This is a genomic window from Tannerella forsythia (assembly GCF_003860135.1).
Lineage (GTDB): Bacteria > Bacteroidota > Bacteroidia > Bacteroidales > Tannerellaceae > Tannerella > Tannerella forsythia_A.
On record NZ_RQYN01000001.1, the window covers coordinates 66,311 to 89,969 of the forward strand.

At 45.5% G+C, this 23,659-nt stretch carries 14 protein-coding genes; 11 read left to right on the plus strand and 3 right to left on the minus strand.

The features are described from left to right. Window positions 1-12 precede the first annotated feature (12 nt). The gene (locus tag EII41_RS00300) at window positions 13-3,072 is read right to left on the minus strand and encodes a xanthan lyase (RefSeq protein ID WP_260425411.1); all 3,060 of its coding nucleotides are present in this window, start codon (window positions 3,070-3,072) and stop codon (window positions 13-15) included. 479 nt (window positions 3,073-3,551) lie between these two features. Between EII41_RS00300 and EII41_RS00305 the strand changes: the two genes are divergently transcribed. From EII41_RS00305 to EII41_RS00345, 9 genes are all read left to right on the plus strand, one after another. Then, a complete protein-coding gene (locus EII41_RS00305) occupies window positions 3,552-4,406 on the plus strand; it encodes a hypothetical protein (RefSeq protein WP_124788956.1) in 855 nt (284 codons plus the stop codon). Window positions 4,407-4,820: 414 nt separating this feature from the next. Next, on the plus strand, window positions 4,821-8,273 hold the full coding sequence (locus EII41_RS00310; RefSeq protein WP_260425412.1) for a SusC/RagA family TonB-linked outer membrane protein: 3,453 nt from the start codon (window positions 4,821-4,823) through the stop codon (window positions 8,271-8,273). Window positions 8,274-8,369: 96 nt separating this feature from the next. Then, window positions 8,370-10,163 (plus strand): RagB/SusD family nutrient uptake outer membrane protein, encoded by a 1,794-nt coding sequence (locus EII41_RS00315; protein ID WP_317615860.1) that lies wholly within the window; start codon window positions 8,370-8,372, stop codon window positions 10,161-10,163. A gap of 205 nt (window positions 10,164-10,368) precedes the next feature. Then, window positions 10,369-13,560, plus strand: a complete 3,192-nt coding sequence (locus EII41_RS00320) for a SusC/RagA family TonB-linked outer membrane protein (RefSeq protein WP_124788959.1) — start codon at window positions 10,369-10,371, stop codon at window positions 13,558-13,560. A 32-nt stretch (window positions 13,561-13,592) separates the two neighbouring features. Beyond that, the gene (locus EII41_RS00325; RefSeq protein WP_124750405.1) at window positions 13,593-15,395 is read left to right on the plus strand and encodes a SusD/RagB family nutrient-binding outer membrane lipoprotein; all 1,803 of its coding nucleotides are present in this window, start codon (window positions 13,593-13,595) and stop codon (window positions 15,393-15,395) included. A gap of 68 nt (window positions 15,396-15,463) precedes the next feature. Continuing rightward, window positions 15,464-17,938 carry a glycoside hydrolase family 9 protein gene (locus EII41_RS00330; RefSeq protein WP_124788960.1) on the plus strand — a complete coding sequence of 825 codons (2,475 nt, stop codon included), beginning with the start codon at window positions 15,464-15,466 and terminating at the stop codon, window positions 17,936-17,938. A 292-nt stretch (window positions 17,939-18,230) separates the two neighbouring features. Continuing rightward, the gene (locus EII41_RS00335) at window positions 18,231-18,617 is read left to right on the plus strand and encodes a diacylglycerol kinase family protein (RefSeq protein ID WP_124788961.1); all 387 of its coding nucleotides are present in this window, start codon (window positions 18,231-18,233) and stop codon (window positions 18,615-18,617) included. A 272-nt stretch (window positions 18,618-18,889) separates the two neighbouring features. Next, a complete protein-coding gene (locus EII41_RS00340; protein ID WP_124788962.1) occupies window positions 18,890-19,645 on the plus strand; it encodes a ThiF family adenylyltransferase in 756 nt (251 codons plus the stop codon). A gap of 154 nt (window positions 19,646-19,799) precedes the next feature. Beyond that, window positions 19,800-20,900 (plus strand): mechanosensitive ion channel family protein, encoded by a 1,101-nt coding sequence (locus EII41_RS00345; RefSeq protein WP_185711779.1) that lies wholly within the window; start codon window positions 19,800-19,802, stop codon window positions 20,898-20,900. A gap of 78 nt (window positions 20,901-20,978) precedes the next feature. On the opposite strand, the gene EII41_RS00350 is transcribed toward EII41_RS00345, so the two are convergent. Next, entirely contained in the window at window positions 20,979-21,455 is a 477-nt protein-coding gene (locus EII41_RS00350) for a Dps family protein (protein WP_124788964.1), read from the minus strand. 131 nt (window positions 21,456-21,586) lie between these two features. Between EII41_RS00350 and EII41_RS00355 the strand changes: the two genes are divergently transcribed. Together EII41_RS00355 and rd are read left to right on the plus strand one after the other, a co-directional pair. Next, a complete protein-coding gene (locus EII41_RS00355; protein WP_124750399.1) occupies window positions 21,587-22,531 on the plus strand; it encodes a hydrogen peroxide-inducible genes activator in 945 nt (314 codons plus the stop codon). 268 nt (window positions 22,532-22,799) lie between these two features. Next, window positions 22,800-22,961: a rubredoxin gene (gene rd / locus EII41_RS00360; protein ID WP_124750398.1), complete on the plus strand. Its 162-nt coding sequence runs from the start codon at window positions 22,800-22,802 to the stop codon at window positions 22,959-22,961. Between the two features lie 212 nt (window positions 22,962-23,173). Here the strand turns inward: rd and EII41_RS00365 are convergent, their stop codons facing one another. Further along, on the minus strand, window positions 23,174-23,641 hold the full coding sequence (locus tag EII41_RS00365) for a C-GCAxxG-C-C family protein (RefSeq protein ID WP_124788965.1): 468 nt from the start codon (window positions 23,639-23,641) through the stop codon (window positions 23,174-23,176). Between the last annotated feature and the right edge of the window lie 18 nt (window positions 23,642-23,659).

Below are 23,659 nucleotides of genomic sequence, written 5' to 3' on the forward strand. Positions count from 1 at the left end.
TTTTATTCGTTCTTATTTCTGATTAAAAAATGTAAGGATCGATTCCATCAGCCGGTCTCTCGCTTCGCCGGTGCGAACCGATTCAAAGGGGAAACCGAGGATACATGTTTTATATTTGCCCCGATAAGCCACGCCTGCGCTGATATTGTTTTCGGCATAGCGTAAGATCGTGTGTCCGCCTTCTCCGGCCGGCTCGATACCGTCCGGCGATTCGACCACATAAGCCTTTTTGTTTAGCACATGATGATAATTATATCGGCCCGAAAAGACAGGGAATGGCGACGGAGCGCTTTTGACTTCGCCCGTGATAGCCGCCCGACCGGTCCGCCACTGAAAGCGGAGTGTGTTTGTCGCAAAATCGCGATCGGCCGGTGTCGCTGCCGGGTGATCCCATAAGTCGGACCCGACGTAGGCTCCCGATACAAAAATATGCCCTCCCGACTGGCAATAAGCCGTTATGGCTTCCTGCAACCCAGTGCTGAAGGTCTTGAATTGTAAGGGGACAACGCCTCCACGTCCCATTTTCGTCTGTCGCTGTTTTCCCAGAATCAGATCGACGATGGAGTAGTCGCTCAGGGTGATCTGTTTCGACTCGACGGCCTCGTTGCTACAGGAAACAAATGAATAACCGGCTTTTAAAATAGAAGCGCCATGTGTCGACGGATAGTCGAACGTGTTGCCTGCAATCACCAACGTGTCGCAGTTTGAGTGGCTGTCGCCGAACCCGGCGGCATCGTCGTCCATCCACGGAATCGATCGCCGGAACTCTTTCATCGGGCCTACATAGCTGATGTCATGAATATACGGCACGCCGTGATCGATCCAGTCCGTAAATCCGGCAATGCTGTCGCCGGTAAAATCAGCCGGTGCTGAAATCCGGTCGAATCCGTTGACGATCAAAACGGTTCCTTTTTCGTTCACAGCGCGTGCCGCCGAGAGGATTTCGGAAGGGAAGCTTTCCCCTCCTTCATTTAAGGCTGTGACCTTATAACTGTAGATGATGCCGGGAGACTGTATATTCCGGAACGAATTTTGTTTGACGATGGTACCATTGTCGAAAGCCCCATCACCGACGCGTGTGTAAACCATGTACCGTTGAGCTTCGGCGGTAGGTTCCAACGGATCGGATACGGCCTGCCACGAGAGTTCAACTTCGTTCGATCCGACAAACTGCAAACGCATGTGATCAACCGGAAGAGGTTGTACCACGTATTTTTGCGCGTATTGAGAACAAATGAACCGGAGCATGCCTTTGTAGATGGCGCGACTGACGGTAAACCGGAAACGGGGATCGATCCCGTAGCGCATATCGGCAAAATTCTGATGCGAGAGCAGTTCCAGCAGCATAGTCGGTACGCGGGGCGTACGTGCTTCGGAATACGGTTTGTCCCACATACCTCGCCGGCTCCACCTCGGTTCGTGCAGTGCTCGAATATCGTTCACGATCTGACTCTGAATCAGGTCGGTCAACTCACGTGCAGCATAGCGTGACGCGCCATTGGCGTATTGTCCGTCATATACGTCGGTGAAGAAGATGCCGAGCGTTCCGACAATCGAGTCGTTGGGTGTTGTTCCGGCATCGGAATGGAAGGCGAAAGCCAGATCGACGGGGATATTCAGCCCTTCTTCTTTCGGGTTGAGCGATGAGCCGCCACACAAGTAATTCACCCATTTTCCGCGTGAGCGATAATCGTCTGTATAGTCGTTCTTCCCCTGACTGTCGGAATAGATCGTGTCGGGAATACCGGCCCATTGCATCCAGTAACGTGCCGCTTCGGTGAAACGCGGATAACCGCTGATTTCGTTGGGGCTGTCGATGGCTGTGAGCATCTCGGCCGCACCCGGTGCATCCGAGCTTTTGACGTTGCTCGTTATCATTGCATCATGCGAAGTTCCCCGTGCGATGTTTCCGTATCCTCCTCCTATTTTAACGGCGTCGGCTGAAATAAGTTTACCGGACTCGGACGACCGGTTGCTTAACACCACCTTATTGGCATCGTTTTTACCTTGGTCGAAGTCGAAATGTCCAAGGTAAATCCATGTCCCTCCGCCCATTTGCTGGTTAACGGAGAATTCGGAGCGCTCTCCCCCGTGATATACGGTATAGCGTGCGTCCGTCGTACTGTTCGCGAGAGTCCGGTAAGAGATGTAGACGGCATACCTGCCCTTCTCAGGGATGTCGGGAATCCATTCGGCACGGCTTTCGTCTCCTTTTCGAATACTTTCCGTCACCCGGTAAGTGCCTTCTTCAAACGGATTCTCGAAATCGACATAGTGCTTACGCAGATGAGCGAATCCGGGGCCTTCTCCCGTGTGCCAGCCTTTCATCGCCGTGTATTCGATGTAGTGAGAATTATTTCGGCATCCGTCGTTATCGATGACAATTTCTCTTGTCTGTACGTCGCGTTCGCGCGGGATCAGCACATTCGCACCGGCGTTTTCGAGCATCGGAACCAGATAAGGTAATACAAAACTTTGCGTGTACAAGTCTTCTACGGTTTGGAACGTACGAGCGCGTTGCCATTCCCAACGGTTGAGTTTCGACTCGTAATAGAATCCATGACTTTGCCAAAGAGCGATGTGCCGGTTTTGCAATCCGTATTTCGGCGTGTAAGGTACGGAGAGCCGGGTCACTAACGGCTTACTGAGCACCTGACGGAATGTCTTTTGTTTGTTGTTTTTCTTTGCTTTGAATGCGAGAGGAATAAGCTCTTCGATAGCATGATGCTCTGTTCTTACCTGAACGCTATGCTTTTTGTATTCTTCAGGCAGGAGGTTTTTAATGTTACGGTATATTTCAGCCACATTATCTTCCCGGAAAGGGAGATAAGAACAATTTGTATTGGCAAAAAGAACAATCTGATTCTTTCGGACATCGATCGAATCGATCGTAATCTTGCCGATCGAAACTTCCTTTTTCGAAAAAGCGGTTAAATAGCTACCTATTTGTTCCTGTACGTTTTTCGGAAAGGTCTGCGCCTGTATAGCCTGTGAAAAGAGACAGCAGCAGATTACCCACCATGAATATTTTATCTTGTGCCCGAGCCTTTCGGCTGTTTTTTTATGTTTCATCTATAAAATCAAATTTGCTTCTTGATATATCCACTGTTCGGAAAGAGGCTGATCATTCCTCTTGCCATATAGTTTAATGTATATGCTTCTCCTCACGCGGTGGATATATTTCTTCTGTTATACTACGGACAAAGATAGGCTTTTGTTTTAATATCGGAAACAAAGATTCCGATATTTTTTGAATTATACTTATTAATTTGCAAATTTAGCGCATGATTTGACTGTAGTTAGCGCATGTTTTTTCGGTGTTTTTTCAAAAGCATTTCTGTCGGAGGATAGGGTGTTTGCTATGGATAAAGATTTACATATCGATTTGAAAGTAGCGGCTATTTATGCATGATTGATTGAAACAATTTGTCAGTGTCGATCAAAAAACAGCCTATATGCTGCGACTCTGAGCCGAGTCTGAGAAAAGATTCGTTTGGAGACAAATCTAAAAAACTATTATCTTTGTGTTTCAAACAGCATCTTTAATCGGAATGAAATTAATAGCGGAAAGCGGATCGACAAAAACAGAATGGGCGCTGGTGGAAGGCGAGCACTTGATACAGCGTGTTTTCACAGAGGGTCTGAATCCTTTTTTTCAAACAAGAAGAGAAATCAGTCGGAGTATTAGGCTCGGGCTACCCGACTCGTTTTTTAAACGCAAACTGGAGCAGGTCTTTTTTTATGGGGCGGGGTGTACCTCGGCTGAGAAGAAGAATGTCGTAGAGGCTTCTTTAGTCGCCCAATTCAAAACACCGGCTTACGTGGAAAGCGATTTGTTGGCTGCCGCACGGGGGCTGTTTCAGCACGAGTCCGGGATTGCCTGCATTCTTGGAACGGGCTCGAATTCATGTTTCTACGATGGAGATTCAATTGTTAAAAATGTACGCGCAGGAGGGTATATTTTAGGCGATGAAGGAAGTGGGGCCGCTTTGGGAAAGCAATTTCTCTCGGATGTCTTGAAAAAACTTGCTCCGCAGGTACTGATCGATGATTTCTTCGAAAAGTACGACTTGACACCTCACGATGTAATGGATGCGGTTTATAATCGTCCGTTTCCTAATCGTTTTTTAGCGGAGCAGTCTTGTTTTTTAGCTGATTATCTTCGTCTTGATTATGTAAAAGGATTGTTGCTTTCCAATCTGCGCAGCTTTTTTCTGCGTAATGTGATGCAATATGACTATCTGAATTATCCGATTCGCTTTGTCGGATCGGTGGCATATAATTATGCGGATTTATTGCATCAGGTCGGAAAAGAGTTTGGGGTAGAGCTAAGCGTGGTGGAAGAAACCCCTATGGGTGGGTTAATCAAATACCATGCCTTCCCTCCGGATGATGCCGGAAGCTGATTTTCTGCTTCTTTTTGTTACTTCGCATGGTTTTTTGTTTTTATTTTTCAAACAATCATTTGTTAAATCTTGAGCCTAATTCATAAAAAAGAAGAATAAAAGTTCTTAATGTGAAAATTATAGTATACCTTTGCTTGTACAAAAATGCAAAATAGTATACTTTTAATTGTATAAAGAGCAAACAGGAATAGAAACAACGAGAACATATATTTAATGTAATACTTGACAATTAACAGGAAAGAATAAACAATCCCTTAAAAAAGAGAGCCTATGGAAATGATTTGTCTGAAAAGCACCCATATCGTTGCGGACTCGAGATGCGTTTGCATATAACGTTTTTCGGATATTTCATATTCCATCTACAAACAATCATTAAAAGCATAAATCAATATGGTAAACGTAAAAAAACGAAGCATGTATTACGACAGAATGGTTGCGATTTGCGCAATCACTGCGTTATTAGGAGGGACGCCTCATTTTGCGAAAGCCGACAAGCCTGTCGGTCTACATGTAACTGATACACAGAATCCGTCCGTAAGCATCAGCGGAACAGTCGTTGATGAAAAGGGTGAAGTCGTTATCGGAGCCAGTGTATTGGAAAAAGGAACGGGAAATGGTACGATAACGGATATCGACGGAAGATTTACCCTGAACGTAAAATCGGGTGCTAAATTGGTGATTTCGTACGTAGGGTATCGGACGCAGGAAGTGACAGCCAGTGCATCGATGCGTATCGTGCTTCAGGAAGATACTGAATTGCTGGACGAAGTCGTTGTGGTAGGGTATGGAACACAAAAGAAAGTGAATCTTACCGGAGCCGTAGCTTCTGTCGATGTCGGCAAGGCATTGGGAGCCCGTCCGATCGCAGACGTCGGACGCGGTTTGCAAGGAACAACGCCCGGTCTTTCGGTCGTGGTACCGAATGGTGAAGTCGGTATTGATCCGAGGATCAAGATTCGTGGCCAGATCGGATCGTTCGAGGGCTCTTCTGCCCCTCTGATCTTGGTCGATAACGTCGAAGTGCCGAGTATTTCGTTTATCAACCCGGACGATATTGAGTCGATTTCCGTATTGAAAGATGCAGCGTCGGCATCCATCTATGGAGCTAAAGGCGCTTTTGGAGTGGTATTGATCACGACGAAACGAGGCGCGAAACAGGAAAGTTTAAATATTGCGTATTCCGGCAATTTTGCATGGCAGAATCCGGCCTTAAAAATGGAAATGGCTGGTCTCGAAGGCATGGAATACAATATGATTGCCGCTTTGAATGGCGGGAAAACCGTTTCGGGTTGGCCGTATTATGTAACTCCCGAAGGTTTGGAACGAATGAAGGAATGGCAGAAAGAATATGGTGGAAAATTAGGCGTTGACGATCCGACGGTGTACGGACGCGACTGGTATGTAGATGCACAAGGACGTAAAATCGGATTGAGAACGTATGACCCGTATGATTATATGATCAGAGAATGGGCTCCGTCAACGAATCACAACCTTTCTTTGAATGGAAGAAGCGGAAAGATCGGCTACAATGTCGGATTGGGCTATTTGAATCAGAATGGTATGACCAAGCCGGCGAAGCATGACGATTTTAAACGTTATAATGCCTCTACCAATTTGGACATTGAGGTAAGCAAAGTTATTTCGGTTAATGCCGGCATGATCTTCTCCAAACAAGAGAAGCGTTTCCCTTATGTTACCGGAACAAAATCGGCAGACCCGTGGTATTATATGTATCGTTGGGGACCGACCGTACCTTTCGGACGAGATGATCGCGGATATCTGATGCGTGGTCCTGAGCAGCAAATTCATGATGCCAACGATGGATTGCAAATGAATAATTATTTCAGTGTGAACTTAGGGACACATATCAATATTATGAAGAACTGGACGGCAGACCTGCAATATACCTATGCCAACCGCGAGTATGCATTTGAGCAGAACGGAACAAGATTTTCGGCCGCAGATACATGGGGTGCTCCGATCAAACGGCTGGATAAAAATGGAAATCAGGTTTACGTGAACGGAAAAGGAGAAGTGATTGGCGCAGGAGCAGTCGGTGCGATGCCGGCGTATGATTTGAATTATGTAACGTATACCGGCGCAGGTTCTACTCCTGATCTCGTTTATCGGGAAGCAAAGAACTGGCATCAGAATACCTTCAATGCCTATACGACTTATAACTTGAATCTGGACGACACCCATCATTTTAAATTCATGGCCGGTGTCAATCAGGTATCTTCCCGCTTTGTATCGAACTGGTCGCAGAAAAAAGAGTTGAGCAATATCCACAATCCTCAATTCGATTTGGCTACCGGCGAGGAAAAAGCAGGTGGGGACAGAGGCTGGGAATCTCAGCTGGGCTATTATGGCCGTATCAATTACGACTTCTTAGGTCGTTACTTGTTCGAGGCCAATCTGCGTTACGACGGAACATCGAAATTCCCGACGGATTTGAAATGGAGATGGTTTCCCTCTTTCTCGGCCGGATGGCGTGTCAGTGAAGAGGCATGGATGGAATGGAGCAAGCCTTTCTTGGCTTCGTTGAAACTCAGAGGGTCTTGGGGGCAAATCGGAGACCAAACAGTTGCGAATACGTTATATCTTTCCTTGATGGAATCCGGACAAGGCAGCTGGCTCGATGCTTCAGGAAAGAAGTTGACGTATGTAGGAATTCCTTCTTCCGTATTAGCTTCCATTACCTGGCAGGATATCGAATCGTTAAACCTCGGATTTGACGTGTCTTTGATAGAAGGAAAATTGGATGTTATGTTCGACTGGTATCGAAGAGATACGAAGAATACGATTGTACCCATGGAAGGTGTCCCGGCTACTTTTGGTTCTAAAGCACCGCTCGGAAACTTTGGTAACTTGCGTACGTACGGTTGGGAGCTATCGGTCAATTACCGTCATCAATTTAAAAACGGCTTGGGGGTAAATGCAATGGTAACCCTTTCCGATGCGTTGACTGAAATTACTCAATACGGTAGCTCCAGAAGTATTGAAGCCAATTATAATGGCAAGACGTATGGTGAAATTTGGGGTTATCGAACCGACCGCTTATATCAAAAAGACGATTTTGTGTATGATGCCAAGGGAGAACTGGTGAAGACATATGCACTGAACGGCAAAGAAGTTGCCAAAGGAACAGCGGGAGCTAAACTTGTCAATAAGTTAAAAGACCCGAACGGAGTATATCAGGATTATTTACAAAGCGGGAACTTTATCTTTGGTCCCGGCGATGTGAAATTTAAAGATGTGAATGGCGACGGAAAGATTGACCAAGGAGCTTCGGACATCCATGATCATGGCGACAAGGAGAAGATCGGGAATACGACCCCGAGGTTTGAATACGGAATCAGACTGGGCGCGGACTATAAAGGATTTGATTTCTCGATCTTTATGCAAGGTGTCGGAAAACGTGAATTGTGGGGAAGTTCTTCCATTTCTATTCCCGGCTTCAATACGTCTGATGGAGCGATGGCCAAATCGTTCGCGAAAGATTATTGGACGGAAGAAAATACTGGAGCTTTCTATCCTCGTCCGTGGAATATGGCCAACTCAAAAGATGCATACAATATGCGTCCTCAGGATAAATACCTGCTTAATATGGCCTATCTACGCGTTAAGAACATCACGTTTGGGTATACGCTTCCGGAAGTACTTGCAGGAAAAGCATACATGAAGAGTGCTCGTGTATACGCGTCATTGGAGAACTTCTTTACTTTCGATCATCTTAGAGGCTTGCCTCTCGATCCGGAAGTCATTCCCGGAGCTACTCCATTCTATGATAAAGGAAATGCCGAACGGGTCGGATTAAGTACTCCTACATTTAAGTCCTTGTCATTCGGCGTTCAGTTAACATTTTAATTAGTTTAGAATATGAAAAAGATTATATATGCAATATCGGGTCTTGTCGCGCTTTTCTTATCTTCTTGCAGCGACAGTTTTTTGGACAGACCTCCGTTGACAAAATTCGAAGATCAGAACTATTGGCGTAATGAGAATGATTTGCGCATGTATGCCAATCAATTTTATCCTCAGTTCTTCAATGGATATAACAGTGGATGGGCAGCCAGTTGGACACCACTGAGAGGATATGACTTCTGCGATGACTTTTCGACTGAAGGACGGCAATTAGCGTTCCCTAACTCGGTTCCGAATACGGTTACAAAAGTGAAAACAGACGATGCGTGGGACGGACAGGCATTGGGCGATAAATGGAACTATTCCTGGGTCAAAAAAGCGAATATCATGATCATGCGCATGGAAGAGCGTATGAAAGATAAATTGACACAGGAAGAGTTCAACCATTGGATGGGAGTAGCTCGCTTCTTCCGCGCTTACCAGCATTACAGACTGGTGCTTACGTATGGAGACATCCCGTACTTTGAAAAAGATTATGATGCGGAAGACTTTGCGAATCTTTATAAGGACAGAGATCCCAGAGGGGTCGTAATGGACAAGATTTATGATGATTTGAAAGCGGCCTTAGCCGGTGTTCGGGCTAACGATAAAGGCCCGATGAACGTAAACAAGATGATTGTGGCTGCGATTGCTTCCCGCATCATGTTGTACGAAGGTACGTGGCAGAAATACCATCATTTGGATATGGAACGTGCACAGAAGTATCTTACGTTCTGTAAAGAAGCATCTGAAGTCGTGATGAATAGCGGAAAGTATAAGTTTGGAAGCGATTTCAGATCTTTGTTCGGATCGGATAATCTGGCCGGTAACCCCGAAGTCATCTTGTATCGCCATTACGATAAGGCCGTAGGTGTTTCGCATTGCATCGGTTCCTATTCGAATGGTACCGAATCTCAGTCGGGTGTCAATCTGGCGCTGATAAAGTCTTTTATTTGCAACGACGGGAACGTCTATTCAAAATCGGCAGTAGACGGAGCCGCGAAGTTTGATTTGGCTACGCTTTGCAAAACGCGTGACCCACGTTTCGAAGCTACTTTCTACGACACGGTCAATGTCAATTCATCCACGTTGATCTACGGAAACAAATTTATTAGCCGCGAGGGAGCATCATACTGGAGAACGGGTAACAATGCGAGCTTACCGGGACAATACAAAAGCATCGATAATGTAAACGATGCGCCGGTACTTCGTTATGCCGAAGTCGTATTGAATTGGATCGAAGCGAAGCAGGAGTTGGCCGAATCGTTTGGAGGCGAAGCCGTATCACAGAGCGATTTGGATCAATCGATTAATGCGATTCGTAAACGTCCGTTAGACAGTTATGCCGTCAAAAAAGGAGTGAAACAAACAGCTCCTCTGTTATTGGCATCCTTACCTGAAGATCCCGAAAAAGACGCTGATGTGTCGCCTCTTTTGTGGGAAATCAGAAGAGAGCGCCGTATGGAATTTATATTTGAACATACCCGTTTACACGATATCAAACGTTGGGCAAAGATTCAGTACATGGATAATTCCAAAAATGTCGATACGCAATGCGGCCCATGGGTGGATTTTCCGAAAGAATTGCCGGACTTTGTGGCGGCTGATCCGAAAACAGGAAAATATACGAAAGCCAATTTGTTGAAAGTACGCAAGGCAGACGGAACCATCGTCACGTTCGATGGTACAAACGCTGCGGATATGGTCGGCTTCTATGTATTGCCGAAATTTGCTCCCAGAAATGTTTTTGGAGATGAGGCGTATTGCTATCCTGTCGGAAAGCTCGACATCAAGGCCTATGAAGATAAAGGCTTTAAGCTGACTCAAACAAAAGCATGGACGGCTTTTAATTAAAAAAGTATTTGTTCATAAAAATGAAAAGTTAAATCATAATCCATCAAAAGGTGTTCGGAAATCGATGTATCGTACTTCGGTTATTCCGGACACCTTCATCCTGAAAAAAATCTCCATGAAAATCAAAGACGAAAAGCAAAAAAAAGACTCTTGTTACAGAGCATCAACTTGAAAAACAAATTGTATCATGATAAAAAAGTGTACCATGGGAAGAAAAATGAAACTATTACTCTCCATATTCTTATTGAGTGTGGGAGTTGCAATGGCACAAACCCGTATAACGGGTAACGTAACAGACGAGAAAGGAGAACCGGTCATCGGTGCTTCGATCCTCGTTAAAGGAACAGACCAAGGAACGGTTACAGACTTGGATGGAAATTTCAGTTTGTCGGTTTCTACAAACGCAAGGTTAGTCGTATCATATGTCGGAATGAAAACACAAGAAGTCTTAGCTACTTCTAATCTGCGTATCGTTCTCCGATCCGATACCGAGTTATTGGATGAAGTGGTTGTTACTGCCATGGGGATAAAGAAGGAGCGAAAAGCGTTAGGATATGCCGTGCAAGATGTAAAGAGTGAGGAGCTGCTGAAAAACAAAGCCCCGAATTTGATCAATTCTTTGGCCGGAAAGATTGCTGGAGTTAATATTACACAAAGTTCAGGGTCGGCAGGTGCAGGTGCGCAAATTGTGCTTCGTGGAGGAACCTCGCTCGAAAGAGACAATCAACCGTTGTTTGTGGTAGATGGAGTCATCTATGATAACTCTACTCCTGTCGGTGGAAACTCTGGCTTTGATGGAGCGACTAGAAACTCTACAACTTATGGGAATCGTGTAATGGACATCAATCCGGAAGATATAGATAATGTTTCCGTACTTAAAGGTGCGGCTGCGGCTGCTCTCTACGGTTCTCGTGCCGCTGCTGGAGTCGTTGTCATTACAACTAAAAAAGGGAATACCGATGGGAAAACAGAGGTAACGCTTAGTTCACGATATACGTCCAATTGGGTCAATCGTTATCCGGAAGAACAAACTTTATATAAAAGAGGTTCCTATAATAATATAGGAAACTTGAATACAGATTGGATCATGTCGTCATGGGGGGAAATGTTTGGGGCAAATGATGCTCAATATCAAAATCTTCAAGATTTTTTACAGACAGGCTCAAGTTGGGATAATACTGTAACGATATCCGGAGGAAACCAAACAGGAAGTTTTTACCTTTCCGCTTCCCATTATGATCAGGATGGCATTGTACCTAAGACCGGATATGATAAAAGTACCGTTCGTTTTAATGCAGACAGAACTTATGGAAAATTTAATATTGCGATTAACTCGGCATTCTCTAAATCAAACACTCAGAAGACCTTTACTTCAGGTGGACTTTACAACTCCAGCAGTAATGGAGCAATGGAAGCCGTATATTTATGGCCCAGAAGCGAGAACATGTCGAAATACTTAAATGATGACGGAAGTAAATATCGTATTTTTCAGGGATTAGATCCTCAAAACCAATCGTTGGACAACGATATTGAAAATCCGTATTGGATTATCAACAAAAACAAAATAGGTGATGAAACGACTCGTCTTTCTGGGTCTATTACTCCGAGTTATAGGCTGAATGATTGGTTGACATTGACTTATAGATTAGGAATAGATCGTTATAACATGACTGACAGAACGGTTATCGCGGAGAACGGAGCAGTAGCTCCAGAATTCCAAAAAGGTCGTTTGTCTGAAAATGATGTAACGTATGAATATCTGAATTCGAATCTAATGCTAACTGCATCCAAAAAGTTCAATGACTTTGATCTGAATTTTCTTTTAGGACAATCGGTAGAAGATACGAAATCGACAGTCAATCGTCGTACGGGCTATAAATTCATCGTTTCGGACTTCCCCAGTTTTGGCAATATAAACGACGCTAACAAGCGTTTGCAGTCCAATAGGACACAGAAAAGACTGATGGGATTGTATGGAGAGTTCAGAGCTTCGTACAAGAGTTTGCTTTATTTGACACTTACCGGACGAAATGACTGGACATCTACCTTGCCTGTGGATAACAGATCATACTTTTATCCTTCGATCGGAGGCAGTTTCGTCTTTTCAGAGCTATTTCCGGAAAACACCGTATTTTCTTTCGGAAAAGTGCGCGCTTCATGGGCACGTGTGGGTAAAGATACCGATGCGTATGCAACTACGACTGCCTTGTTCGCACCATTGGAATTTCTTGCCGGAACAGGAGTCGGTAACAGCTGGGAAAGAGGAAATCCATACTTAAAGCCTGAAATTACAGAATCTACTGAATTGGGGTTGGAGATGCGATTCCTGAAAGGGAGGCTTGGGTTTGATCTGACGTATTACACGAATAACAGTAAAAACCAAATTGTTTCTCCCCGTCTGAGCCAGGCCAACGGTTATATTCTCTATAAAGTGAATGTAGGAAATATTTATAACAAAGGGCTGGAACTTTCTATTACGGGCACTCCTATTCAAACAAAAGATATTCAATGGACAACAACGCTTAATCTGGCAGGTAACAGAGGAACCGTCGACAATCTTTTGGATGGTATGAAGTTGCTTTATGTTACCGATGTTCAGATTGGTGGTGTAAAAGCAGCATCTGTCAACGGAGGGGATTTTATGGCTATTACCGGCAATAAGTGGAAACGCGATGATGCAGGGAATCCGATTCTCGATGCCGTTACCGGTATGCCTACGTATGATAATACCCAAACAAATTATGTAGGGAATCGTGAACCTAAGTTAATAGGAGGATTAAACAACAGCATTCAGTGGAAAAATTTCAATATCTCTTTCCTTCTTGATTTCAGGCTTGGCGGAGATATCTATAACGGTACCGATTATTTCATGACGGTTAATGGAAGGAGTAAACGAACCGAAAACAGAGAAAAGCTTACTATAAACGGTGTGGTACAGACTGAAAAAGAAATTACGGAAAACGGCGAAACTAAAAAAGTGCTTGTCTCTGAGCCTAAATCGTTTACATTTGAAGCAGATAAGCGCTATGACATCCTGAACAAAGACGGTTCCGTCAAAACGCACCGATATGGACGTGAGATTATAGAAGAGTATTACAAAACATATTATCCTGCCGAAGCCACGAATTTTATTACAAAAACAAATTGGTTAAGGTTACGTTCTTTCTCTATATCATATTCTTTCCCTAAATCGTTGCTGGCAAAAATCGGCTTTATAAAAGCTTGTACGGTTTCAGCTACGGGAAATAACCTTCTGCTCTTTACTAATTACAAAGGTTTGGATCCTGAAGCTAGTGTCGCTGGATCGGGTGTTACCGGTTCCAGTTCGACCGGAATAGATTATTGTGGAGTACCCAACACGATGAGTGCATCGTTTGGCGTTAACTTGACTTTTTAATACTTCAAATAAAAAGAGAAAGGAATAGAAAGATGAAAAAAATAAAATATTTAGGATTGGGGTTAATTTTCTCGTTGGCATGTATATCATGCAATGACTGGTTGGATGTGAATGAAAACCCCAATACTCCGACCAATACGGTAGCAAGTGTCGAAACAAGGCTTCCATGGATTCAGCATTTTTACGGATACGCTTATGGTGCTGCAAGCATGCGTGTTAGTTGGATTAATGGAACCATTACTTCACGACATGGTTTTAGTTCCGGCAGTACTCATACCTATATGCCTGTTTGGAATCCGAGTAACGGAGTATCTATTACCCCTTATCAACAGTGGTTTGTTGGTGCGGCTTCTAATATCGAAGATATAAAAAAGAAAGCGGAAGAGACACAAGCTTATCATTATACGGCAGCTACGCTTGTGATTGAAGCAATGGGGTTTATGCTGATGACAGACCTTTATGGTGAGATGCCTTTCCGCGAGGCTGTAGGGGCTCAACTAACGCCTAAATACGATGACGGAAAGACCATCTATGAAGGTTGTTTAGAGAAGTTGGAAGAAGCACTGACCTACTTCGATAAAAAACAACCCTCTACTGCTCCTCCCTTGTCTAAAGGTGATAATTGGAATAACGGAGATGTCGCTAAATGGAAAGCAATGGTGTACGGATTAAAAGCTCGCTGGCTGAACAAAGTGTCTAAGAAACCGTCTTATAATCCTGACGCTGTTTTGGATGCATTGTCTAAAGCGCCTTCGACAAATAATATGAGTGCAGTTGTACATCACTTGAATCTTCCGGGCGATTTGGTGGGGCCTAGCTTGAATGGTGATCCTACTAAAACAAGTTATTTTTTCGATGTCTTTGCTTGGAGCGATCATATTCGTTTACAAAAATGGTATACCGACAAGTTGGAATACACGGAAAAAGGCACAACGCATTATGATCCCCGCCGGCATGCTTTACTCCCGGCCAATCAACACTACAATGTTGATGGAACTTCTTATTTTATGATCACGGCAGGTGTGGATGAATTACATTCCGATATTCATTTGAAGTCAGGGCCCGTAATTTCTAATTATAACAATAAGACTAAAACCTACAAAGCCGGTAGTACGATTGCCGAAAGAAGCGGCGACACAGTCTATGTTACGCTACGTTCTATCTGTGCGGTAACAGGCTCTACCGATGGGGAGAGTATGTATAAAGATAAAGATGGAACCATTCTCTCTACCGGAACTTTTTATACTCGTCCGGAGGCTCCTACCCATCTTTTGACTTACTCCGAAATGTGCTTCATTAAAGCCGAGGTATTGTTCAGGAAAGGTGATCGGGCAGGAGCTTATCAAGCATATAAAGCCGGTATTCTGGCGGATATTGAGTTGATGAATCAGAAACTGAAAGCGTATGCAGACAATAACAATCCCGGCAAGAAACCGATGACGGATCAAGAGATCAGTGACTTTATGAAAAGTGAAGGAGTGTGTCAGGATGCTGCGAAACTGACGATGGAAGAGATCATGAAGCAAAAATTTATTGCCATGACGTTTACGGTTGAGAACTGGAACGATATGCGTCGATTTAACTATTCAGCCGGCAATATAGGCAGTTTTGGAGTTGTTTACTCCGGATTTGAAAGGCCGAAAGCCATGCCTGCATCTGCAACGACTAATAAGTTTCCCGGAGCTTCGAAAGCGGATGACAATTATTGGTGGAGACGCTTTATGCATTGTTCGCATGAAGTCAATTACAATGCAGAACAATGGAAAGCATCGAATCCGAAAGCCGATAAGTTGGATATATGGTCTGTGCCGGTTTGGTGGGATAGTGTTGATTGATAGTTGATTTAAAAAGAAAGAACGTTCTTTGGAGGTTTGTTCTCTCTTCGGTAGAGTTTATTTTCACTATGCGAAAAATAATTTGTGCGTCTGTTTGGTTGCTGTTCTTTTTGGGAGTGCGTGCTCAATCGTGGGTACGTGTGAACCAGATCGGCTATCTGCCTGACGATGTCAAGGTAGCTGTCTGGGTAAGCAAGGAGAAGAGGCCGATCGATTCGTTCGAGGTAGCCGATGCACAAACCGGTAAGAGGGTCTATCGGGGAGGGACGATCATAAATACGGGAAAGCAGCCGGCTTTCGAGTCGTCGGTACGGCTTCATTTTTCGGAATTTACGACGCCCGGCACCTATGTACTGCGTGCTGGTGGCAGCCAGTCCGTCCCGTTCCGGATCGGGTATGAGGTGTATGCCGGGGCGGCGGAGATTCCGCTCCGGTATATGCGTCAGCAGCGATGCGGATACAATCCTTGTCTGAAAGACTCATGCCATACGCATGGGGGCGTTTCGGTGGGTGACCCCGACGGAAAACGCGACGGTATCCCCTTCGACGTTTCCGGTGGCTGGCACGATGCCTCCGATTATCTCCAATACGTTACCACATCGGCCCATGCCGTGTACCAGATGCTTTTCGCATATTCGCAACATCCCGAAGCATTTGGAGACCGGCATCAGGCCAATGGGGACGAGGGTGCCAACGGCATCCCCGATATTCTGGACGAGGCCAGATGGGGACTTGACTGGTTGCTGAAGATGAATCCCGACTCGGTTACGTATTTTAACCAGTTGGCCGACGACCGCGACCATGCGGGTTTCACGCTTCCGGCCGCTCAACGTGTCGACTACGGTTGGGGGGCAGGCAAAGCGCGTCCGGTATATTTTTGCAGTTCGAAGCCGCAAGGATTGAAGAAGCATCGGAACCGGAGCACGGGACTCGCTTCGACGTTGGGAAAATATGCTTCATCGTTCGCTTTAGGCGCAAGCGTGTTGTCGGAATATGACCCTGAGTTTTCCAAGCTGTTGTTCAAAAAGGCGGAGCAGGCTTATCGCAGGGGGGCGGCCTATCCCGGCGTATGCCAGACGGCGCCGTGCGGGGCGCCTTATTTCTACGAAGAGGACAACTGGGCCGACGATATGCAGCTGGCCGCAACCGGGATGTATGCGCTCTCCGGACAAAAAGAATATCTGAAACAGGCCGTTCAATACGGCCGGATGGAACCCGTAACGCCATGGATGGGAGCTGATTCGGCTCGTCATTATCAATGGTATCCGTTCGTGAATCTCGGCCATTACCGGCTGGCGGCACAAGGAGATGATCCGAAGGCGAAGCAGGAGTTTATCCGCAATCTCCGCAGTGGTTTGCAGCGGGTGAAAGAGCGGGCACAGGGCGATGCGTTTCTCAACGGCATCCCGTTTATCTGGTGCTCCAACAACCTCACGGTGGCCTTCATCACGCAGTGCCGGCTGTATCACGAACTGACGGGCGACGGAGCATTCCTCGAAATCGAAGCCGCAATGCGCGACTGGCTGTTCGGCTGCAACCCGTGGGGAAAGTGCATGATCGTGGGCTATCCGGCACATGGAGACACGCCGTCCGATCCGCACTCGGCCTTGACCCATCTGCACGGAATGCCCGTTACCGGGGGGCTTGTCGATGGGCCTATCTATGCGTCGATATTCGGCAGCCTGATCGGGGTACATCTCTCGAAAGAAGACCGGTACGCGCCTTTTCAGTCGGATGTGGTCGTCTATCACGATGATTATGCCGACTATTCGACGAACGAGCCGACGATGGACGGAACGGCATCGCTCTGTTACTATCTGGGCTATCTGAGCGCTCAGGCACATCGGTGCGAGACGGTGGAGGGCGGAATCGTACGGGGTGACCGGACGGAGAAGAAGATCGCGCTTGTGTTTACCGGGCACGAGTATGCCGATGGCGCCGGTGTCATCCGTCGTGCCTTGAAAAAGCATCGAGCTCAGGCATCGTTCTTCCTGACGGGCGATTTCTACCGGAAATATCCCGACGTAGCCCGCCGACTGCAAAACGAAGGACATTATTTGGCGCCCCATTCCGACAAGCATCTGCTCTATGCCGACTGGCAACGGCGCGACTCGACGCTCGTTTCCCGCACCGTCTTCGAGCAAGACCTCGACGGCAACTATGCCGCGATGCAAGCGGCCGGATTGAAGATCGAAACGCCTCGGTTCTTTATCCCTCCTTACGAGTGGTATAATCATAAGATAAGCCGCTGGGCTAAGGAGATGGATGTGCAGGTCGTAAATTTCACGCCCGGCACACAGTCGAACGCCGATTACACGACGCCCGGGATGAAGCATTATCGTTCGTCCGAAGCGATTCATCGTTCCATCCTCTCGTATGAGGCGGAAAATGGACTGAACGGTTTTATCCTGCTTCTTCATATCGGCACCGACCCCAAGCGGACGGATAAATTTTACAACCGGTTGGATGATCTGATGCGCGGATTAATGCAAAAAAAGTATATTTTTGTACGCATCGATGAGTTATTGGCAAGGGACAAATAGAAAGAATAAACGCGAATGAAATCATATCGAAAAAAATCAGGTAAAAACAAAAGCAATGATCTATCTCAAAGCCCCGGATAGCAGTCGTGTGTATTGCGCATGACGGCTGTCTGCGGGTTTGTTTTTTCATATCTTTTCCATAAGCGTCTTGCCCGGGCTTGCATTTGCAGGTTCCGGGCAAGTTTTTTGAGAATGCTCTTATTCAACTTATTCATACGGATAGTAAAGGGCAGTGATACCGATCAAATCGGAATACGACCTTGCGTTCGGAATTTTACCTTACCTTTGAACCATGATTAAAGAGAAGAAAAAAATTTCTATCCGGCGTTTATTCCGGAGTTTCAGCTATGCGTTACGAGGCGTTCGTCAGGTAATTTATGCAGAGCAAAACGCACGAGTACACACCTCGGTACTCGTATGCGTAGTTGCGGCAGGGATTTATTTCCGGCTATCGTCGACGGAATGGATCGCTGTTGCCCTTGCTGCCGGTGGAGTCTTTGCAGGAGAGACGTTCAACACGGCTATCGAAGAATTATCGGATGCCGTATCCCCGCAATATGATGAACGTATCAAACGAGTAAAAGATTTTTCGGCCGGAGCCGTACTGATCATGGCGATCACAGCGGCGATCATCGGTTTGGTGATTTTTATCCCTAAAATCGCCGAGTGCTGTTACTAAGACCTCATTAGTACTGTTACTAATACACCATTAGTACCGTTACTAATACACCGTTAGTAGTAGTACTAATACACCGTTAGTACCATTACTAATACACTGTTAGTAGTAGTACTAATACATCGTTAGTAGGAGTACTAACCCTCTATTAGTAATAGCACGAATGGTTCGTCTCCCCAGAGCGGGAGATTAAATGATGAGTACCCCGATTTTATCGAGTGCTGTTTTTTTGTTTTATCCTTATCTTTGCGCCGGGTTATTGGGAGCATGTAGATATGTCAGGAAAAGCGAATTTTGAACGTACCGAATTATTGATCGGCGGGGATGCGATGCGGCGCATGAACGCCGCACGAGTGATCTTGCTGGGAGTTGGAGGAGTAGGCAGTTGGTGTGCCGAAAGTCTGATACGCAGCGGCATTCGTCACTTGACCCTTGTCGATTCCGACTGCGTAAGCGAAACGAATATCAACCGTCAACTTCCGGCCACGACGCTTACCGTAGGGGAAGCTAAAGTGAACGTACTGAAAAAACGTCTTCTGGAGATCAATCCGGAGGCAGAAATTACAGCGATTCAAGAGATGTATAATGCTGACACATCCGCCTCTTTTCATCTCGACTCCTACGATTACATCCTCGACGCCATTGACAGTTTAGAAGAAAAAACTCACTTGATACGGACAGCGACACACACCGATGCCGTATTCTTCTCCAGTATGGGCGCAGCCTTAAAGATGGATCCGTCGCGTATCCGTACGGCGGAGTTTTGGAAAGTACAAGGGTGCCCATTGGCTGCGGCTTTGCGCCGGAAATTGAAGAAAGGTCAATGGCCCGGAAAGAAATTCGTCTGTGTCTTTAGCGACGAAGTACTCGAGAACCGAGGCACTCTTCCCGACGCGGCCATACCCTTGTCGGGATGGGATGCTCGAAAAGCGCGTATCAACGGTACTTTGGCACATATTACAGCAATTTTCGGATTTACCTTATCCGGACTCGTTATCAGCGATATATACGCCTCTGTCCATACGAGGTAGTATTTGCTCCGTTGTTTCTCTCATGCGACGAATAACGGTTCTTCTTGGCATTTTTTCATTCTTTTGTATCTTTGTAGACAACGGGAATGATATGATAAACAGATTACATTCCTCAACAATAAAATTTTACATATCATAAAAATAAGACGCAATTATGTTGGATAAACTTTACTATGGGAACTCAGTGCAGGACTGGGGAATATCTTTGCTTATTATTATAGGAGCCATTCTTATTAATAAGCTCATTGCTTTGATTATTAAGAAAATCATCCGAAAAGTTACGGCTAAGAGTCGTACACGTCTGGACGATATCCTGATCACCGCCTTCGAAAAACCCGTTTACATGGGCATCATATTGTTTGCGATATGGGTATCTCTTGACCGTCTGACATTGAGTGAGACCTTTCATGAGACCCTCAAAAATATATACGAAATACTAATTACCTTAAATGTAACCTGGTTCTTTGCCCGGCTTTTTACGGGATTGCTCGAAAATAATCTGGCAGGCAAGGACGATGAACAACAGAAAAGTCCGTTTAACATCGACCGCAAACTTTTTCCTATCATCAGACGCGGGATACTTATTCTTGTATGGGTGATCGGTGGAGTAATCGCACTTCACAACATTGGAGTAACTGTTACGACTCTGATCGGAACGTTAGGGATTGGAGGGATTGCTTTTGCATTAGCGGCACAAGATACGATCAAAAACATCTTCGGCGGAATCACCATCTTTACGGATAGAACTTTCCAAATCGGCGATGTGATCAGCTTCGACGTGATGGAAGGTACAGTCGTCGACATCGGACTAAGAAGCACACGCCTTGAGACGTATGACAAGCGGATCGTCATCATCCCGAACTATAAACTGATCGATGCCTTGATCACGAATATTTCTTCCGAACCGGCGCGACGTATTGTCATGGAGATCGGACTGACGTATGATACTACGCCTGAGAAGATGCAGGAAGCCGTTAAGATTTTACGAAAGATTCCTCATAAGGTAGCAGATGTGGAAGAGAATGATCTAAATGTGGCTTTCGCGAATTTTGCAGATTCATCGCTCGTGATCCGTTTCGTTTATTTCATTCGCAAAGGTGGCGATATTTTCGGGACACGCTCTGCCGTCAATTTCGAAATTCTCCGTTCTTTTAACAAGGCCGGTCTCAACTTCGCCTTCCCGTCCAGAACGATTTATATCGAAAATCATACGGAAGCGTCCGAGGTCGAAACGTTAATCAACGAACAACGTTAAGGCTGCAAAAGAGAAGAAGGTGTGTCATAACGAAATGTTTCGACACACCTTCTTTATACTATCAGTAAGCGATCTACATTACGCCATATAGGTCGTCAGCTTCCACAAGTGAGTCTCAATGGCAGCAAGATGCTTACCGGCCATTGCAACCGTACCGAAATCGCCGGCCTCGGTAGCCAACTTAACGAGGTTCCGGTATTTATCGCGCAAGATGTTCTTCGATTCGATCACTTGGTTGACTCCTTTTTCCCAATCCGATACATGATGCGTTTCTTTAATATCCGATTGTTTCAGATACTCCGAGAAGCGGTTTTCAGGATGCCCGCCCAGCATGGCGATGCGCTCAGCCACTTGATCGATGGCCGCTGCTTCTTCATTGTAATATTCTTCATACAGCTCATGCAGTTCGAAGAACTTATCACCTACGATATCCCAATGCAATCCTCTCAGATTCGCATAATACACCTGACGGTTGGCGAGCACATCGCTCAAACCGTTAATAATTGATTCTACGGAACTGTTTACTTCCTTACCCGTCTTTTTCTTCGCGTTCATAATTCTATTTATTTTTATTGGTTTAGTAATAATCTTATTTCTTTTTGCATGCAAAGATACAGTTATAAATTCCACTTGTCAAATTGATAATTTCTATCTTTGCATCAATTTTATCAATAAATGGGACAGATATGACGATTCAGCAATTAGAATATATCATCGCCGTCGATAATTACCGGCATTTTGCCAAAGCCGCAGAAGCTTGTCGAGTGACGCAGCCGACTTTGAGTATGATGATTCAGAAGCTGGAAGATGAGCTGGAGGTCAAGATCTTCGACCGAATGACACAGCCTGTCCGCCCCACAGAAATCGGGAAGCAAATCATCCGTCAGGCACGTGTGTCGATCTATCAATTCAAGCAAATTAAAGAGCTTGTAAACAACGAAAAAGATATTATAAAAGGAAATTTTAAGGTCGGTATCATTCCTACCATTGCCTCCTATCTGGTTCCGGAATTACTAAAAATCGTTCGTGAGTCGGAAAGCGAAATCAACCTCATCATGGAAGAAGTTTCTACATCGGAAATGATCGAAAATATCCTGTGTGGCCGTATAGACGGCGGGCTTGCTGTCAGTCCGTTAAATAATCCTTTGCTGATCGAAACCCCGATCTATTACGAAAAATTCTACGCCTATGTATCGCCGGACGAAGAACTCTTTCGAAACAGAGAAATCGATCTAAAAAACATCGATATCCAGAAAGTGTGGCTTCTTAATAATATTCATTGTTTGCGTGGACAAGCCGAAACACTCTGTAAAAGAAAAAAAGAGCACGAACCGTTCCCAACCGTCAGTTATGAGTCGGGAAGTTTAGACACCTTGATGAATATTGTAGATTATAATGGTGGGCTGACGATTGTTCCCGAGATGACGGCCATGGGCCTTCCGGAAGAGAAGCAGGGCAACCTCCGCAAAATCAAAGGAGACACTTCCGTAAGGGAAATCAGTCTGATCGTCAGTCGTAGTTTCGTGCGCCAGAAGATGGCCAAGGCAATCATAGACATGGTCAAGAAATCGGTACCGCAGTCGATGCAAAACCCCGAACTCAGCCGTCATATCATTCAGGTCAACTACTGACACTCAAAAGAGACAATACGGAACTCAATGCCCAATCCTCCTCCATGTGATCGGAGCAACAGGCGGACATTCCGGTAAAACCGTCCCCCCGATTCATCCGACAAGATCAAACGCTAAAAACAAACAGCCTTGATAAGCCACATCCGAACATGCCTCTCTTCTATCCACAAAAAATAATCGAAGACAGGAAAGAATATCCGCATATAGAATTATCAAAATAAAAAAAAACAGTATATTTGTCCGCTTAATTTTTTAAACACAATAAAGTATGAAGAAGTATAGATGCATCGTATGTGACTACATTTACGATCCGGTAGAAGGAGATCCGGACGGCGGTATTGATCCGGGAACAGCGTTCGAAGATATTCCGGACGATTGGGTTTGCCCTTTGTGTGGCGTTGGTAAAGAAGATTTTGAACCGGTCGAATAAAACCCGGCCAGCACAAGTTCAAAGGATAAAATCAATGGTAAAATCAGGATGAGGATGATATCCGTCATTACGTATGGAACTCCCATCCTGATTTCCTTTCTTTCTACGACTCCCCTGTCTTCCTGATACGCTTAAGGTATCACATTGCTTCTACAAAAACAAGCCTTTATCAATCAGGAATACTCCTGTTTGAATCGTGAAATTTTAACACCTCAGGAGCGTTCCTGAAGTTTCTCACCGACAAGACGAGCCGCTGTGGCGACATATTCGGCACATGGACGCTTGCGGATCGACGCAGAAGTATCGGACGACGATGTGGTGACGTCCTTTTCATCTTCTTTGACAAGCAATTCGCGGCATATAATCGATCCGTTTACTTTACGAAACGCCCCGGCCAGTTCCTGAACGAGTGCATAGTTCTTCATCTTGGCTTCTTTATCCGACGGATCGGCTGCCGGTTCCATAAGTCCCGCGATGATGGCCATACCGCTTACCGTACCACACACCTCACGCATCTTTCCTACTCCTCCGCCCAGCGGCGCGGAGATTTTCGCCGCAAGCTGAGGTTCCATCCCAAACACATCGGCATAGGCTAACAGTACGGACTGCGCACAATTGTAGCCTTCCGAGAATAAACGACGTGCTTTTTGTACACGTTCCTCGACATTGATTGGTTCCATATTTTTTTCTTTTACAAC

What these genes read in the sequence shown, in the direction of transcription:
- EII41_RS00300 (WP_260425411.1), bottom strand. Translation starts at nt 3,072, where the DNA reads ATGAAACATAAAAAAACAGCCGAAAGGCTCGGGCACAAGATAAAATAT.
- EII41_RS00305 (WP_124788956.1), top strand. Translation starts at nt 3,552, where the DNA reads ATGAAATTAATAGCGGAAAGCGGATCGACAAAAACAGAATGGGCGCTG.
- EII41_RS00310 (WP_260425412.1), top strand. Translation starts at nt 4,821, where the DNA reads ATGTATTACGACAGAATGGTTGCGATTTGCGCAATCACTGCGTTATTA.
- EII41_RS00320 (WP_124788959.1), top strand. Translation starts at nt 10,369, where the DNA reads ATGGGAAGAAAAATGAAACTATTACTCTCCATATTCTTATTGAGTGTG.
- EII41_RS00325 (WP_124750405.1), top strand. Translation starts at nt 13,593, where the DNA reads ATGAAAAAAATAAAATATTTAGGATTGGGGTTAATTTTCTCGTTGGCA.
- EII41_RS00330 (WP_124788960.1), top strand. Translation starts at nt 15,464, where the DNA reads ATGCGAAAAATAATTTGTGCGTCTGTTTGGTTGCTGTTCTTTTTGGGA.
- EII41_RS00335 (WP_124788961.1), top strand. Translation starts at nt 18,231, where the DNA reads ATGATTAAAGAGAAGAAAAAAATTTCTATCCGGCGTTTATTCCGGAGT.
- EII41_RS00340 (WP_124788962.1), top strand. Translation starts at nt 18,890, where the DNA reads ATGTCAGGAAAAGCGAATTTTGAACGTACCGAATTATTGATCGGCGGG.
- EII41_RS00345 (WP_185711779.1), top strand. Translation starts at nt 19,800, where the DNA reads ATGTTGGATAAACTTTACTATGGGAACTCAGTGCAGGACTGGGGAATA.
- EII41_RS00350 (WP_124788964.1), bottom strand. Translation starts at nt 21,455, where the DNA reads ATGAACGCGAAGAAAAAGACGGGTAAGGAAGTAAACAGTTCCGTAGAA.
- EII41_RS00355 (WP_124750399.1), top strand. Translation starts at nt 21,587, where the DNA reads ATGACGATTCAGCAATTAGAATATATCATCGCCGTCGATAATTACCGG.
- rd (WP_124750398.1), top strand. Translation starts at nt 22,800, where the DNA reads ATGAAGAAGTATAGATGCATCGTATGTGACTACATTTACGATCCGGTA.
- EII41_RS00365 (WP_124788965.1), bottom strand. Translation starts at nt 23,641, where the DNA reads ATGGAACCAATCAATGTCGAGGAACGTGTACAAAAAGCACGTCGTTTA.